General features: G+C 58.0%; 10 protein-coding genes, 1 other RNA gene and 2 pseudogenes. 7 read left to right on the forward strand and 6 right to left on the reverse strand.

Features of this window, described 5'->3' with window-relative positions:
• The first annotated feature begins 4 nt into the window (after nt 1-4).
• Both VN887_11425 and VN887_11430 read left to right on the forward strand, forming a co-directional pair.
• Nucleotides 5-880, forward strand: a pseudogene (locus tag VN887_11425) (Gfo/Idh/MocA family oxidoreductase).
• 201 nt (nt 881-1081) lie between these two features.
• Nucleotides 1082-1519 (forward strand): annotated as a pseudogene (locus VN887_11430) (Clp protease N-terminal domain-containing protein).
• A gap of 170 nt (nt 1520-1689) precedes the next feature.
• Here VN887_11430 and VN887_11435 read toward each other — a convergent pair.
• Entirely contained in the window at nt 1690-1962 is a 273-nt protein-coding gene (locus VN887_11435; protein HXT40616.1) for a hypothetical protein, read from the reverse strand.
• A 194-nt stretch (nt 1963-2156) separates the two neighbouring features.
• On the opposite strand from VN887_11435, the gene ssrS reads away from it, so the two are divergent.
• The 4 genes from ssrS (at nt 2157) to rny (ending at nt 6008) form a co-directional block, all read left to right on the forward strand.
• Nucleotides 2157-2338: non-coding RNA, 6S RNA (gene ssrS, locus VN887_11440), on the forward strand.
• Nucleotides 2339-2428: 90 nt separating this feature from the next.
• Nucleotides 2429-3850: a replication-associated recombination protein A gene (locus VN887_11445; protein HXT40617.1), complete on the forward strand. Its 1422-nt coding sequence runs from the start codon at nt 2429-2431 to the stop codon at nt 3848-3850.
• On the forward strand, nt 3847-4446 hold the full coding sequence (locus VN887_11450) for a 5-formyltetrahydrofolate cyclo-ligase (protein ID HXT40618.1): 600 nt from the start codon (nt 3847-3849) through the stop codon (nt 4444-4446). The genes VN887_11445 and VN887_11450 overlap by 4 nt, the downstream gene beginning before the upstream one ends.
• On the forward strand, nt 4443-6008 hold the full coding sequence (rny, locus tag VN887_11455; GenBank protein ID HXT40619.1) for a ribonuclease Y: 1566 nt from the start codon (nt 4443-4445) through the stop codon (nt 6006-6008). Before VN887_11450 ends, rny begins: the two co-directional genes overlap by 4 nt.
• Before the next feature lie 215 nt (nt 6009-6223).
• On the opposite strand, the gene VN887_11460 is transcribed toward rny, so the two are convergent.
• The 5 genes from VN887_11460 to VN887_11480 all read right to left on the reverse strand — a co-directional run bounded on the left by VN887_11460 (nt 6224) and on the right by VN887_11480 (nt 10857).
• On the reverse strand, nt 6224-6949 hold the full coding sequence (locus VN887_11460; GenBank protein HXT40620.1) for a hypothetical protein: 726 nt from the start codon (nt 6947-6949) through the stop codon (nt 6224-6226).
• A 137-nt stretch (nt 6950-7086) separates the two neighbouring features.
• Nucleotides 7087-8253, reverse strand: coding sequence for a hypothetical protein (locus VN887_11465; GenBank protein HXT40621.1), 1167 nt, complete (start codon nt 8251-8253; stop codon nt 7087-7089).
• A gap of 99 nt (nt 8254-8352) precedes the next feature.
• Nucleotides 8353-8763, reverse strand: coding sequence for a response regulator (locus VN887_11470; GenBank protein HXT40622.1), 411 nt, complete (start codon nt 8761-8763; stop codon nt 8353-8355).
• Nucleotides 8760-10544, reverse strand: coding sequence for a SpoIIE family protein phosphatase (locus VN887_11475; protein HXT40623.1), 1785 nt, complete (start codon nt 10542-10544; stop codon nt 8760-8762). Before VN887_11475 ends, VN887_11470 begins: the two co-directional genes overlap by 4 nt.
• A 4-nt stretch (nt 10545-10548) precedes the next feature.
• Nucleotides 10549-10857, reverse strand: coding sequence for an STAS domain-containing protein (locus VN887_11480; protein ID HXT40624.1), 309 nt, complete (start codon nt 10855-10857; stop codon nt 10549-10551).
• 535 nt (nt 10858-11392) lie between these two features.
• On the opposite strand from VN887_11480, the gene VN887_11485 reads away from it, so the two are divergent.
• On the forward strand, nt 11393-15159 hold a 3767-nt coding region (locus VN887_11485; GenBank protein ID HXT40625.1), incomplete at its 3' end, for a PAS domain S-box protein.

Here is a 15159-nt window from a genome sequence, read left to right on the forward strand (position 1 = left end):
TCCCGTGGCCATCGCATCCCGCACCCGCGACAGAGCAGAGAAAGTTGCGCGTCGGCATGACATCCCCAAGGTTTACGAAACCGCGGAACAGTTGCTCTCCGATCCGACGATTGAAGTGCTGGACATTGCCGTTCCGCCGTCGCAACAGCTCGCTTTGATCAAAGCCGCGTGCGAACGCAAAACCGTCAAAGGCATCCTCGCCCAAAAACCGCTGGGAACGAATTACGCAGAGGCCATCGAAGCCGTAGGCGTGTGTGACGCTGCCGGGATCGCGCTCGCCGTCAATCAAAACATGCGTTACGACCAATCGGTCCTTGCGGCCAGGACGCTGCTCGAAAACGGCACGCTCGGCGATCCGGTCTTCGCGACAATCGACATGCGCGGCATTCCACACTGGATGAACTGGCAACAGGAACTCGGCTGGCTCACGCTCCGCATCATGTCCATACATCATCTTGACACCTTTCGATATTGGTTCGGAGATCCGGAGGGGATTTATTGCAGCGTCCGCACCGATCCGCGCACAAAGTTCCCGCATACTGACGGCATCTGCACTTACATACTGGAATACGTCAGCGGTCTGCGCTGCGTCGGCATTGACGACACCTGGACCGGACCGGCGAAGGAAGGTTGTCTGGCGGACATTCGCATCGAATGGCGCATCGAAGGCACAAAAGGACTGGCCATCGGCGACATCGGCTGGTGCAAAGATCCCTATACGATGCCTTCGACCATTCGTTACGCGGCAATCGGCGACAAGGAGTGGCACCGACCGGTGTGGACGGAAAGCTGGTTTCCCGACGCATTTATCGGGACGATGGCGCAACTGCTCATCGCCCTTGAAACCGGGCAGGAGCCGGCTATCAGTGGACGCGACAATTTGAAAACGATGGGGCTCGTGGAAGCGGCATATCTGAGCGCCGCACAGTTTCGATCAATCGGACTCGACAACCGGACTGCGGGAGCACCTGCGAAGAGGCCTGCTGAAAAGCGTCCAGGATTCTTTAGCCGGCTTTTCTCCCCGCCACCCATACTCTGGGGACCGACTGCGTCCTCCCAAAGTCGAGCCGAGCCGGAGACGATGTGGAACTTTACGCCGAGAGCGCAGCAGGTTTTGGCGCTCGCGCGCAAGGAAGCGGACCGTTTCAATCACAATTTCGTCGGCACCGAGCATGTATTGCTTGGCCTGATCAACCTGGGGCAGGGCGTCGCCGTGAACGTCCTTCAAAAGCTGGGATTGAGTTTGGAAGCCGTGCGTGCGGAAGTCGAGAAGCAGGTGGGTACGGGTCCGGACCAGAAGATGATCGGCAACATCCCTTACACGCCGCGGGTGAAAAAGGTGCTGGTGCTGGCGCAGAAAGAAGCGAAGTCGCTCAACCACACCTATGTGGGAACCGAGCACATCCTGCTGGGGCTGCTGCGCGAAGGCGATGGCGTGGCGGCGCGTCTTCTAAACAGCCTTAAAGTGGACATCGAACAGACGCGTCAGGAGATTTTGAAGGAACTTGACCCGAATTTCGGCGGCAGGTAAGCCAAAAGTTAGTTCACCGTTGTGTTTCACGGTACATACAACCTGATCCTCATGGAACTGTCTCGCTCCAAGCGCATTTTTGGGCCGCCGCTTGTCGATGCTGGCCTATCGAACGCGACACCCGGGGAGGTTGCCACGACCGCGGCTTGATCGGCCCTTCATTTTTGTTCGGGCAGACTATGACTCTGGACGCCCGAGGATTTGATCTTTCCCTCCTTCCGGCGATGCTCCGATTTTTGTTGTTCGGTCGGGTACAGGTAGAAAGACTCGTCCTTCCAGATCAACCCCTCGAATGTCAACTTCTCAAGGATTGGGCGTGCGAAGTGCGCGTTTTCCCGATACTGGTCCCGGTCCACGAGCTTGCCGATTTCCTTGTAGGAAAACTTCGTGCCCGCCGACTGCTTCATGATCTGGAGGATTTCCAATTCCATAACACTTACGCTATCAAAGCAAGGCACCGGCCAGGTGGCAAACGGAAACCAACAGCGCAATCCACATATGAAAACTCAGAGAAATCCAGTTTTCACTTGAGAAAAAGTGTTTGATCGGTGACACTCCGTCCGGTGAGCGCTTGAGGCAAGCCGCCAACGAGCGCGTGATCTTTGGAACACGGATTTGAAGTGATTTAACCCTGCCATGCTCGTGTTTAGAAACCAAGTCCTTGAACCGTAGTAAACCAATGACGGGGCTCGTGCTCTGAGGGTGGCCGACAGGCCTTAACTGGAAGTCGAAAGCCGTCGAGTGGGCTCCACCTGTTTCTAACAAGTTCAAAGGAACTGTTACCCACGGCATTACGGCGGGGTTTTACATTTCAATCTGACGCGGCAAGGGTTGAACACGCGCCTCCCCGGGCTTTTTGTTTTGGGCGACACGCAACACTGGTGTTAAGTTAGCGCCATGTCGAGCGATGACTTGTTCGCCTCCCCGCCCCCACCTGAAGCAGCGGGAACGGTCGCGACGGAAGTGAAATCGTTCCAACACCAGCCGCTCGCGGCGCGGATGCGGCCGCGTGATCTCGGGGAATTCGCCGGACAATCGCACATCCTCGGACCGGGACAATTGCTCCGACGCGCCATCGAGGCCGACCGCATTCAATCGGTGATTTTTTACGGGCCGCCTGGCACGGGCAAAACGTCGCTCGCGCAAATCATTGCCAACCAAACCAGGAGCAAGTTCGAACATCTCAGCGGCGTCGAGTCAAACGTCGCCGACATGCGGCGGGTCCTTTCGGCCGCCGCCAACCGCCTGGAGAACAAAGGGCAGCCGACGATCTTGTTCATTGACGAGATCCACCGTTTCAACAAGGCGCAGCAGGACGTTTTGCTGCCCGACGTCGAGAGCGGCGTGGTGCGACTCATCGGCGCCACCACTCACAATCCGTTCTTCTTCGTCAACTCACCGCTGGTCTCGCGGTCGCAAATTTTTGAACTGCGCCCACTTGGCCAGGACGAACTCCATGATCTGCTACGGCGCGCACTGACCGACACGGAGCGTGGATTGGGGTGTTTGAAAATCAGGGCCGACGAGACCGCGTTGCGCCATCTGGCGAACATTGCCGATGGGGACGCACGCAAGGCATTGAACTCGCTCGAACTCGCGGCACTCACCACCGCGCCTGCCGACGACGGATTCATTCACGTCAATCTGGCTGTGGCGGAGCAGTGCATCCAAAAGAAAGCCGTGGTTTATGATGGCGACGGCGACGCGCATTACGACACGATTTCCGCCTTCATCAAATCGATGCGTGGCAGTGATCCGGACGCCACGCTTTACTGGCTGGCGAAAATGATTCACGCCGGCGAAGATCCACGCTTCATCGCCAGGCGCATTGTGATCCACGCGGCAGAAGACGTGGGCCTGGCCGATCCGATGGCGCTTGTGCTGGCAAATGCCGCTTTTCAGGCGGCGGAATTCATCGGCTGGCCGGAGGCGCGAATTCCCATCGCCGAGGCGGCGCTTTACATCGCGACCGCAAACAAGAGCAACTCGGTCATCACCGCTGTTGACGCCGCGCTGGAAGACATTCGTTCGGGGCAAACCCTGCCGGTGCCGGAACACCTGCGCGACGCGCACTACGCGGGCGCAGAGAGGCTCGGACACGGGAAAGGTTACCATTACGCACACGATTTCCCCGGACACTTCGTGGTGCAGGATCATCTCGGGGCCGCCAAAAAATATTACGAGCCGTCCGACCAGGGCGTGGAAAAGAAAATCAAAGAGCGGGTTGAAAAATGGCGGGCACTGGTCGCAAAGGAGCAGGCCCGGCAGCCGCCCCCCGATCAGCAACCGCCTGAGCCCCGCGAACTCGAACGGGAATGAGCGAAACCATCGCGAAGCAAAAAGCCGAGCTGCGTCAACGGATGAGGGGCGAATTGAAACGGCTGTCACCTGCGGTTCGGCTCGCCGGATCAGGCCAGGTTTGCTCGCGGCTTCAGGCGCAGCCGATCTGGCGGGAGGCCCGCTCCGTACTGCTATTCGCACCGCTGCCGGACGAAGTTGATGTCGCGCCGCTGTTCAAGCTCGCCCTTGTCGCAGGAAAAAAGCTTGCGCTTCCCCGGTTTGAACACCGCGGCCAATCCTATGTTGCGAGCCGCGTGGTGAATCCGACCGAAGACTTGCGGCCGGGACGTTTTGGAATCTCAGAGCCGGCGGAGACCTGTGCCGGGGTGCCATTAAACGAACTGGACTTTCTTGTCGTGCCCGGGGTAGCATTCACTTTGGATGGGCGCCGGCTTGGAAGGGGAAAGGCGTTTTATGACCGGCTGCTGGCTTCCGCTCGCGGCATCACGTGCGGAGTGGCGTTTGATGAACAAATCGTGGACGCCATTCCGACGGAGCCCCATGACATTCGTTTGGACCTTATTTTGACGCCGTCGCTCTGGCACCGGACGGGCTGGCGCGCGGTCTGGAAATGATTTTGGCGGCACAATTTGTCTGGCAAGGCGCTTTGCTGGCCCTCGCGGGTTTTCTGCTTGGCTACTTGGTTTTTATTTGGAAACAGCGCAAACTCCAGACAGCGCGGGCGGAAGAGGAAAAGTCGCTTTTGGGCAGCGCGCAAAGGGAAGCCGAGGCCATTTTGCGCGAAGCGCGTCTCGCCGCCAACGAAGAAGCGCTAAAGCTCCGCGATCAAACAGAAAAATCCTTCGGCGCGCGCCGCCGTGAGCTGGCCGACCTTGAACAACGGCTGTCGGAACGGGAATCATTGATCAATCGCCAGTTGGAGGGACTCGTCCAGCGAGAGAAGGATTTGCGGGACAGACAGCAAGAGTTTGAAGATAAGAAGTGCGCGGTCGAGGCCGAGCGCAATGAACTCGTCTGGCTTGCCAAGCTTCGCAGAGAGCAGCTTCAGAAACTGTCTCATCTCGGTGAAACAGAAGCCCGCGCCCTGCTGCTGAAGGAAGCCGAGCAGGACGCGTTACAGGACGCAACGGATCTGACGAGGCATATTTTGGAAGAAGCCCGGCTCAAGGCGGAAGACCAGGCCCGCCGCATCATAAGCCTTGCCATCCAACGCTATGCCGGTGAACACACTTTCGAGACGACCACCGCAACCGTCGCGTTGCAGGGCGATGACATCAAAGGACGAATCATCGGCCGCGAAGGGCGCAACATCCGCGCCTTCGAGGCCGCCACAGGCATCACTGTTCTCATTGACGATACACCGAATGCTGTGGTCCTGTCCGGCTTCGATCCGGTGCGTCGCGAAATCGCGCGCGAAGCAATGCAGCGGTTGATTCTCGACGGACGCATTCATCCGACGCGGATCGAGGAGGTCGTTACCAAGGTGTCTCAGGAAATGGACGAGACCATTCTACGGGCGGGCGAGGAGGCCGTATTCAAACTGGGATTGCCGCCAATGCACGCGGAAATCGTCAAATTGCTCGGTCGCCTCCGCTTCCGCCACAGCTTTTCGCAGAACATTCTCGATCACTCGGTCGAAGTCGCGCAGTTGATGGCGCTGATGGCGGCCGAACTCGGACTCGACATCGCCGCGGCCAAGCGCTCCGGCTTGTTGCACGACATTGGGAAGGCGATCAATCACGAGGTCGAGGGGTCACACGCGATCATTGGGGCGGAATTCATCAGGCGCTGCGGGGAATCGGAAGATGTGATCAATGGCGTTGCTTCACACCACGATGAGGTCCCTCACACCAACGTCCTCGGTATCCTCGTCAGCGCCGCCGACGCCATCAGCGCCTCGCGGCCGGGCGCGCGTTCGGAAACAATGACAACCTACGTCAACCGGCTGGAGAACCTGGAGAAAATCGGGCTTTCCTTCCCGGGTGTTGACAGATGCTTCGCGGTGCAGGCCGGCCGCGAATTAAGGGTCGTCGTCCAACCGGACCAAATCGACGACGAAAAAGCATTCCTTCTCGCCCGAAACATTGCGCGGAAAATTGAGGAAACCCTCCAGTACCCGGGGCAGATCCGCGTTACAGTCGTTCGAGAGACGCGTTGCGTCGAATTCGCAAAGTAACGGACCTGAAAAAGGCGGTGAACAGGACGTAAAACTATCGCCCCTCGTACATCGCCGGCGGCAAGCCCGTTTCCCATCCCTGCGGTTGATTCCATGGCCGGGCCGACGCGTTCTCGGGCTCGAGGCTGGCGCAACCCGAAAGAAATAAACCGATCATGCCGCACAACAAAAGCAACCAGCAGCGAAATGCGATGACAGGTTCACGCGTCATGTTCTTAAAGACCAACCAGGGCGACATCACCTTCCATGATTTCGCCCCGCTTCCAGTCCGAGAGTACATTGGCGACACTGCGATGAGGTTCAGTCGTGAGGATGCGAATCTTGGCCACGAGCTTACCAGAACGATTCACGAGCATCTCACCCCGCGGCAACACCCGATCGTCCGCACCGATGTCCAGCACGACGAATTCATATTTCGGATCAACCGCGATAACCTTGCCTTTCAGGTCGACCGGTAACTTAACCTTGTCGATCTTTCCCGTCAGTAGATCCAACTCTGTCTGTGTCTGATTAAGCGTGCGTCCCAAGAGCTTATTCTCTCCTTTTAACGCGTCGTTCTCGCCGACGAGTTTCTTGTTTTCCACCATTATCGCTTTTAACTCGTCAATCGACCGGCCCAACGCCAGCCAGGCCGCCAGCTTCGCCTGCGAATCGTTCCGTTCCAGCGTTGTTTTGTCGAGACGAGTCGCCAGGTCGTTGGCGCGCTTCTCCTGTTGATCGGCCTTTTCGGTCGCCGCCGCGAGGTCGTTTTTCGCGGTGTCGAGATCCTTTTTGGCCTTGTCAGCGGCAGCCGTGGCGTCACGTGCCTCCTTTTTGGCCTTTGCTTCTGCCGATTGCGCCGCGCTCAGACTGGTTTTCGTTGTGTCCAGTTCTGTCCTGAGACCTTCGATGTTCTTGGCAACCTTCATCTGGCTTACCGTCAAAGCGGCGATGCCTGCCACAACCGCGATGATTAAGGAAATCCTAAGCATGGTTCGTTTCTATGGTTGACTGCATTTACACTAAACATTCGATCCGGCGGTGTCAATGTCCCCCGTAAAGAATTGCCAGAGAAATCACTGATACCGGGCGGCGGCGCTCAATAAACGATCTCGAAAGGTCCTTCCGCCACGACAAAAGCCGTCGGCAGGCTCCAGACCGGAACACCGTCGGTTTGCCCTTTTTCAGCAGTTGCTTTGCCATTTTTGTCGAAGAGCTGCCACGCCAACGCGCCACCCTTTTCCCAAGCCGTGCCCTCGGTCCAGGCGAGCAAAACGTCGCCTTTGGAATTCGCGGCGATGGCCGGGTGTTTGGATTTTTCGCCTGACGCCGGCGAAGCAGCGCGGGAAATGGTCAAAGTTTCCGGATCGATCAAGCTGAATCCGACATGTCCCTCCCGTTCAGTCGCGGCCACTACGCCGACGCCGGCTTCAGCAAATGAACAACTGCTCATCGGGCAGCCATTGATCATCCATTTGTTCACCGTCGAAAGTTCAAAGCTCAAGCCGTGATCATGCGAAACGAGCAACGTCATGTCGCGACTGATCCCGTTTGCCGCGCGGTAGAGTATATAGACCAGCCCCCTGGAGTCGGCGTACGCTTTCATCCCGCAACAGCCACACGCACCGGTCAGCTTTGCGTTCGCGCGTCCCTCGCGTTGGAACGTTGCGCCGTCGTCGGTCGAACGTGCGACAAACACCGCGCGTCCAACTTCTCCTTTTTCGTTTCCGGGAGGACTCGCATGCCAGGCCACGTAAACGTTCCCGCCGGAATCGGCGGCGACGGATCCGCCGCCGTCAAGTCCCGCCGCCCACGTGATGACGTTGCGTTCAGGTTCAAACGCGGTACCTGCGTCATTCAGACGCGTGTAGAGCATGGGCGTGGCCTCCCTGCCGTTTACAATCGGCCGGACGGCGCCTTCGCCCCCCATCCAGGCAACATGCACGCAACCCTTCCTACCGACCGCCAACTGCGCGCCACGAATCGTGCCCGTGGCGATGACGCTGCCGGTCCGGCGATTAACGCGTATCGGCCGAGAAAACGTCGTCTGACCCGGTTCCCGCCTTACGTAAAAAGCATCGCCTGCCTGCGGTTTGCCCTTGAAGTAAATCAGATGGACAGTGCCTTTGGCATCGACCACCGCCTGTGGTTGTATTCCGCCGTCAGGAGTTCGGATCAAACTGACTCGGACCGGCATTTCGCCCGCGGGTGCTTTCAAATTACCGGCCAGAAGCACGCACAGTGCGGAGCGAACAAGCAATGTCATTTGATTATCAGCAATTACGCAAATGGCCGAGGAAATCCGCTACCACCACGAAAAAGTGACACCCCGGGAGTAGAAACGAGGCCCACCGCTCGGGGGTGGTCACGCTTTTTGCACTTCGACATCCAACGTGTGCTTGCGAATCTCTTCAAGCAGTTGAGTCGGGCTGAAAGGCTTGGTTAGAAAGATCGCCGCCCCCGAAGATTCTGCTTCCTCGCGGCTATACTTGTGCGGGTTGGCCGTCAGCATGATAACCGGAATGGCGCGGGTGGATGGCTCTTGTTTGAGCTGCCTCAGCGCGGTGATCCCATCCATGTTCGGCATCATGGCATCCATGACAACTACGCTGGGATTCTCCCGCGTGACTGCTTCGATGGCCTCGCGTCCGTTGCGGGCTTTGATCATCTCGTAGCCGGCATTTTCCAGATGATGCTGAATCAACCGCAACATGAACGGCTCGTCATCCACGATCAGAATTTTGTGCGGCATAACGGCGCTGTCGGCGATTTTCACTGCGCCATGATCAGGAAAGTCTGATCATCTTTCAAGCTCGTATTCGCTTGAAATTTCAGCAGTTCGGAAACCAGTTCATTCTTCAGATCTTCGGCCTTGTGCGGGCGCATCGTGGCACTCTTAAGCCATTCCATTAGTCGTTCCTGACCAAAGAGTTCACCTTGAGCGTTGCGCGCCTCGGTCAATCCGTCCGTGTAAAGGAGGACGCGGCAGTTTGCGGGCAATTCCGCTGTTTCATCGGTGAACGGGGTGTCGGGCAATATACCCAGGGGCATGCCTTCGGGAGACAGGGGCTTGACTGCGCCATCACCTGCAACAGCCAACAGCAAGGGACAATGGCCCGCGCTCGCCGTGACCAAACGGCGTTCTCGAGCATCCACATAAACAAGCTGTGCCGTGATGAACATGTCCACCTCGGATAGTTCATCGAACAGCAGGCGGTTCACTCGCGACAGCAGCTCGGATGGCTGACGGGTCAACTCCGGCAACGCCCGCAAAAGGCTTCGCAAGATCGCCGCAAACATTGCGGCGGGGATACCCTTTCCCATCACGTCGGCAATAATCAGCAACAGTGAGTCATCAGACAGCTTGACCACGTCGTAAAAATCACCTCCAACCTGGCGCGCGCTCTCGCAGTAGCCGGCCAAACCGAACCCCGGCAGTTGCGGCAGCGTCTTCAGCAGCAGCGAACGCTGAATGTTCTTGGCGATTTGCAGGTCGCGCGCCATTAAAAGATTGTTGACTTGTTCTTCCTGGAAACGTGTGTTGACGATTTGAATGGCCAGAAAGTCAGCGAACGTATGCACCACATTCGTTTGCGCCGCAGAAAATGGAATCGGAGAGACCGTTTTGCCCACCGTGAGCGTGCCGATCAGAGAATCGCCGAAGTAGAACGGGTGAATCAAGCCCAGCGAGTCCGGCCTGACCCGCCGCAGCGGGTCACCAGGATCCAGTAATTTCTGTTGGTCGAACCAAATGTCCTGCCGGTTCATCGCGGAACGAACCTCTGCGGGTGCGACACCGCCCGCCAACGTCTGGACTTCCAAGGGTTCCAAGTCCAGCTCTTCTTCGGATGCCGTGAACACAATCAGCCGCGACCCGTCCTTGGGCACCAGCCGCAGCACAAACCAATCTGCCGCGGTGATTCGAAGCAGGTCGATCAACAAGCGCCGCGCAAAATCCTCCAAACCGACGGATCTGCCCTGTTCTGCGCTATATCTGAAAATTGCGGACAAGCTTTCATAACAGGAGCCCAGTTCCTCGGCCATGTCATTGATGATTTGTTCGCTTTCGCCCAGCCGGCGATGCAGATCCTCCACGTTTGCCGTGGACACGGCGGTACCTCCGGACGACCGGGCGCGGCTTTTGCGCAGACGCAGGGAATTCTGGCCAATGCCGCGAAAATACTCGACGCCGTCCATAAGCGACTGAATGAGGTACAGCCCGCGCCCCCGCTCGCTGTCCGAATCTGGCAGTTGGATGTGGCCGGACCAGTCGAACCCTGGCGTTCGATCATTGACGTACAGCTCGACCCTCGACGCATTGCAGACGACCTCAATTTCAACCGGCTCGTTTTTTTCCTCTTCGCGGACATAGTTGATCGCGTTGTTGCACGCTTCAGCCAGCGCCAGCTCCCAAGTGGCCAGTTCCTTGTCGGTCAGACCGTGCTCGGCGAGGAATCCGCGGACGGCCAAAACCGCTGGCCGGACTTCCGTAAGGTCGCAACCCAGCGAGATGCGGAGAGCAACTCCGCGGGAGGACTTGCCGGGTGGTTCGGACATGGCGCTACCTCTTGACGATTTCGAAGACCCGGTGCAATCGCGTCAGCTCAAGGATCTGATGAACCGGCGGCGTGGGATTCAGCAATTTCACGACGCCACCCCGGGTGCAGGCGGTCTTTTGCAGGGAGATCAGCGCTCCAAGGCCGCAACTGTCCAGGAACGATGTTTGAGACAAATCAATGTCTATATTCTTCAGGCGTTCGGCCAGCGCGCCCCGTACTTGGTCGCGAAATGAATTCGCGTTCGCGGCGCTCAATTCTTTTACACCGTCGATATTCAGCGTGTCCCCTCTTACCTGTACTTTAATGTTCATACGTTTTCTTCCCAAAATAAACAAAAGCGGCCCAGCGACGCGCAACGGGTCTCCACGGAAATCCGCAGATCATTCCTCATCAAGGCCGCAAGACTGCCTACATTACTAAAACCAACTTCGGTTGCAAGTGTTCACCATTCACCTTCCATCTTCACATGCGCTGCCGAACGTCGTGTCTGGTTCGCACCGGCATACTGGGATCCGTCGATGTTCGACCAATCGTCTTCCGGTCCGTCTGGCGACCCTGCGGCTGGCGTCGAAGGTCATCGCGTGGGTTCTCGCGCGCCGACCAGGTCGGCCTGCAACCTGTTAAGCGGTCGCAGGAATCCTTTATGCGCCAAAAATCGCCTTGACTAAGCATTGGGGCACCCGAAAAGTTGCGCTCAAATCTGGCAGGCTTGACCGGGCAGATGTTGATTCTGCCTCGCTATGGGGAGGGATTTGTGGTATCCCCAAAATACTGTGCGTTTAATTACGGGTAACGCGACTCCTGATCGCGCCAGCTGATAAAAGCGGTGTGCATCGGAATGAACAAATGCCAAAGGTGATTTCACGCCCGGTTGGAGTGTGCTGCGGCTTACACGAAGTCCTCGCCGTCTTCGCACGAAAGCCTTCCCCCGGCCAGAACCGTTCGCTGTTGCGTCTCCTGGTTTCATGGTTCGCCATCGCCGTCCTTGCCGTCTGCTCTGCGTGGGCCGCGGAAAGAGTTACGCCCATCCGGGAACTTCTGCGCGACACGAACGGCGATTTTGTTCCGGACCGGCTCGGCGAATCGTTCACGATCTCCGGTATTTTGACCTCGGATCCTTTCAATCTTACCGGGTTCGGCGCCGACTCCTCCGCGGAATACGCTTCACTTGTCAATCTACAGGACAACACGGGCGGAATCGCCTTGTTCACTCGCAACACGGCGCTGCTCAGCACCGGATTCAAACGCGGCGATGTAGTCCAGGCGCGTGGAAAGCTGTCCCAGCACAATGGCACGGAAGAGCTGATCCTCACGGAGATCCGCCGGTTGGGATCCGAAACACTGCCCAAACCCCGCGATGTGCTGGCGGTGGATTTACAAAGCGAGCGTTACTCCGGCCAGCTGGTTCGCGTGACCGGGGAACTTGCCGCGCCAGTGGACCTTCTGGAAAAAAAACGTGGCCTGGTGCTGCGTGACCGTTCCGGTGAAATCCCGGTGTTCGCTTCCGACCGGTTGTTCACCAATCCGCAATTCGCGAACCGGCTGATGCGGGGCGGCAGAATCGAACTTATCGGCATCGCGGGCCAGTCTTGCAAGGACCCGCCGTTCAATACCGGCTACCGGTTGATCCCACGCGATGCGACAGACTTCGGTTTCTTTCCGGTGCCGCCGTATCGGTTCATCGCCATGTGCCTTGCGGTCTCCGCCCTCCTGATAGCGTCCGTTTATCTGTGGCTGCGACGCCGCAGCGCTGAGCGGCACGCCCGCGAACTTACGCTCCTGACCGAAAGTCTCAAACTTTCCGAAGAAGCGCTGCGTCAAAGCGAGGAGCGATTTCGCAAGGCCTTCGAGGAGGGTCCCGTTGGGATCGTGCTGGGAAGTCCCGACTTCCGGATCCTCAAAGCCAACCGCGCTCTCTGCCAGATGCTCGGTTATGCCGAGCATGAACTGACCGGACTTCGCTTCGTTGACATCACTCACCCCGAGGATGCGGAACCAACGTTGCAACTGGGACAAAAACTGTTCAGCGGCGAGGTTTCCACTTATCAACTTGAAAAACGATACATTACGAAGGGACAGCGGGTCATCTGGGCCAACCTGACGGCTTCTCTGATTCGGGCGCCGGACGGCAAGGCGCTTTACGCGCTGGGTGTCATCGAGGACATCTCGGCGCGACGAGATGCGGAAAGAATCCTCGAAAACAGCGAGCGCCGTTTCCGCGCGCTTATCGAGAAAAGCTCGGATTGCATTTCACTCATCAATCCAACCGGAACGATCCTGTACGATGCCGAACCGGCAACCCTGCGCAATCTGGGTTATGCCAGCGGCGACCTCGTCGGGAGGAACGCGTTTGAGTTCGTCCATCCTGAAGATGTCGAGATCACCCGGAAACTGTTCAACGATCTGATTCAAAAGCCGGGCCGCGCCATCACGACGCAGTACCGCCTGCGTCACAAGGACGGCTCGTGGCACTGGATGGAAGGGACGGGAACCAATCTGCTGAACGAACCGGGCGTGCAGGCCATCGTTATCAACGCGCGGGACGTGACCGAACGCAAACTGTCCGAGGAAAAACTCAGAAGGTCCGAGGAGCGATTTTCAAAGGCATTCCTGGCCAGCCCCGCCGCCATCACCATCGCCACGCTGAAGGAGGGCCGTTTCATTGACGCGAACGACAGCTTCCTGCAATTGATGGGATATTCCCGTGAAGAAGTGATCGGCCGCACGGCCCTGGACCTCGGGATGTGGGTCAGCCCCGATGACCGTTCCTATTTTGCTCGCCGCCTTCAGGACGGAGGCTCGCTCCGCAATCACGAATGTTCGTTCCGGACCAAATCGGATGAAATTCGCGAGGGCCTCGGCGCCGCGGAGTTGATCGACCTAAAAGGTGAACCGTGCATCCTGACACTGATTCTCGACATCACCGATCGCAAACGCGTTGAGGTCGAACTGGCCAAGGCACGCGATGAAGCACTCGAATCGGCACGCATCAAGTCAGAATTCCTCGCCAACATCAGCCACGAAGTCCGCACTCCGTTGAACGGGATCATCGGCATGACTGTTTTGCTTCAGGACACGGTGATGAATCCGGACCAGCGGCACTTCCTGCAAACAATTCAAGCCAGCGCTGATTCGCTGTTGACGATCATCAACGACATTCTGGACTTCTCAAAAATCGAGGCGGGCAAATTGCAGTTCGAGACGCTTGATTTTGATCTGCGCGGCACGGTCGAGAACACGGTCGAACTGCTGGCCGGACGCGCTCACTCCAAGCAAGTCGAGCTTATCGCGGCTGTTTACGATGACGTACCGGTTCTGTTGCGGGGTGACCCGGGCCGGCTTCGCCAGGTCATTACCAATCTGCTTGTCAACGGAATCAAGTTCACCGAGAAGGGAGAAGTGGCTCTCCGCGTGACCCGAGAAAGCGAAACGAATACTCATGTAACGGTCTGTTTCACGGTCACCGACACGGGCATCGGCATCGCCCCTGACGCATTGCCCTATCTATTCCAGGCTTTTTCACAGGCCGACGGCTCCACGACGCGCAAGTATGGCGGGACCGGACTCGGCCTGGCGATCTCCAAGCAACTCGTCGAGTTGATGGGGGGGCAGATCGGAGTCGAGAGCACTTTGGGGAAGGGCTCCACTTTTTGGTTTACGGCCGTATTCGAGAAGCGCCAGCAATCTGCGCAACCATCGCCTGCAAAACACATCCCACCCGGTTTGCGGGTGCTCGTCGTTGATGATAACGAGACAAACCGCAGCATCCTTTTGCGCCAGACGGAAGCGCTCGGAATGCGACCCGTGGGCGCGGCCAACGGGACGCAAGCCTTGGAGATGCTGCGACGCGAGGCCGCCGCCGACGATCCCTTCACGCTGGCTATTCTGGACATGCAAATGCCGGAAATGGACGGCCTGACGCTTGCGCGCGCAATCAAGGCGGAACCTGCCATTGCGAAAACACGCCTGTTGCTGATGACTTCGCTCGGTCCGCGCAGCGACACCGCCCTGCTGCGTGCCGCCGGTGTGGGAGCCTTCCTCGTCAAACCGGTGAAGCAAGCTCAACTTGTGGACTGCCTGGTTGCCGCTTTGACCACCACTGCGCCAAGTGAAACACGATTCTGGCAACAGCGCCGTGATGGTGCCACGGGTCCGGCTCAAACCCTCCCGCGCCCCGAGGTGCCTCCGGTCCACGTTCTGGTTGCTGAAGACAATGCCATCAATCAGAAGGTGGCGATTGGCCTGCTGGAAAAACTCGGACACCGCGCGGTTGCCGTCGCCAACGGCCAGGAGGTTTTGAACGCCCTGGGCCTGGTTTCCTACGACATCATTTTCATGGATTGTCAGTTGCCGGAGTTGGACGGGTACAAGACGACAATGGAAATACGCAAGCGCGAGGCTGTTTCTGGCAATGGCACCGCCAAACGCGCCTACATCATCGCCATGACGAGCTACGCGGTGAACGGCGCTCGCGAAAAATGTCTTGCCGCGGGCATGGACGATTATGTCAGCAAGCCGGTCCAGTTGAACGCGCTTGAAGAAGCGCTCAGGCGCGCCATCGAACATCTCGGCCAACCGGTCACTCAAAGCAGAAATGGGGGCGAATCAGTCAT

Origin of the sequence: Candidatus Angelobacter sp. (genome assembly GCA_035607015.1) — a bacterium.
GTDB lineage: Bacteria > Verrucomicrobiota > Verrucomicrobiia > Limisphaerales > AV2 > AV2.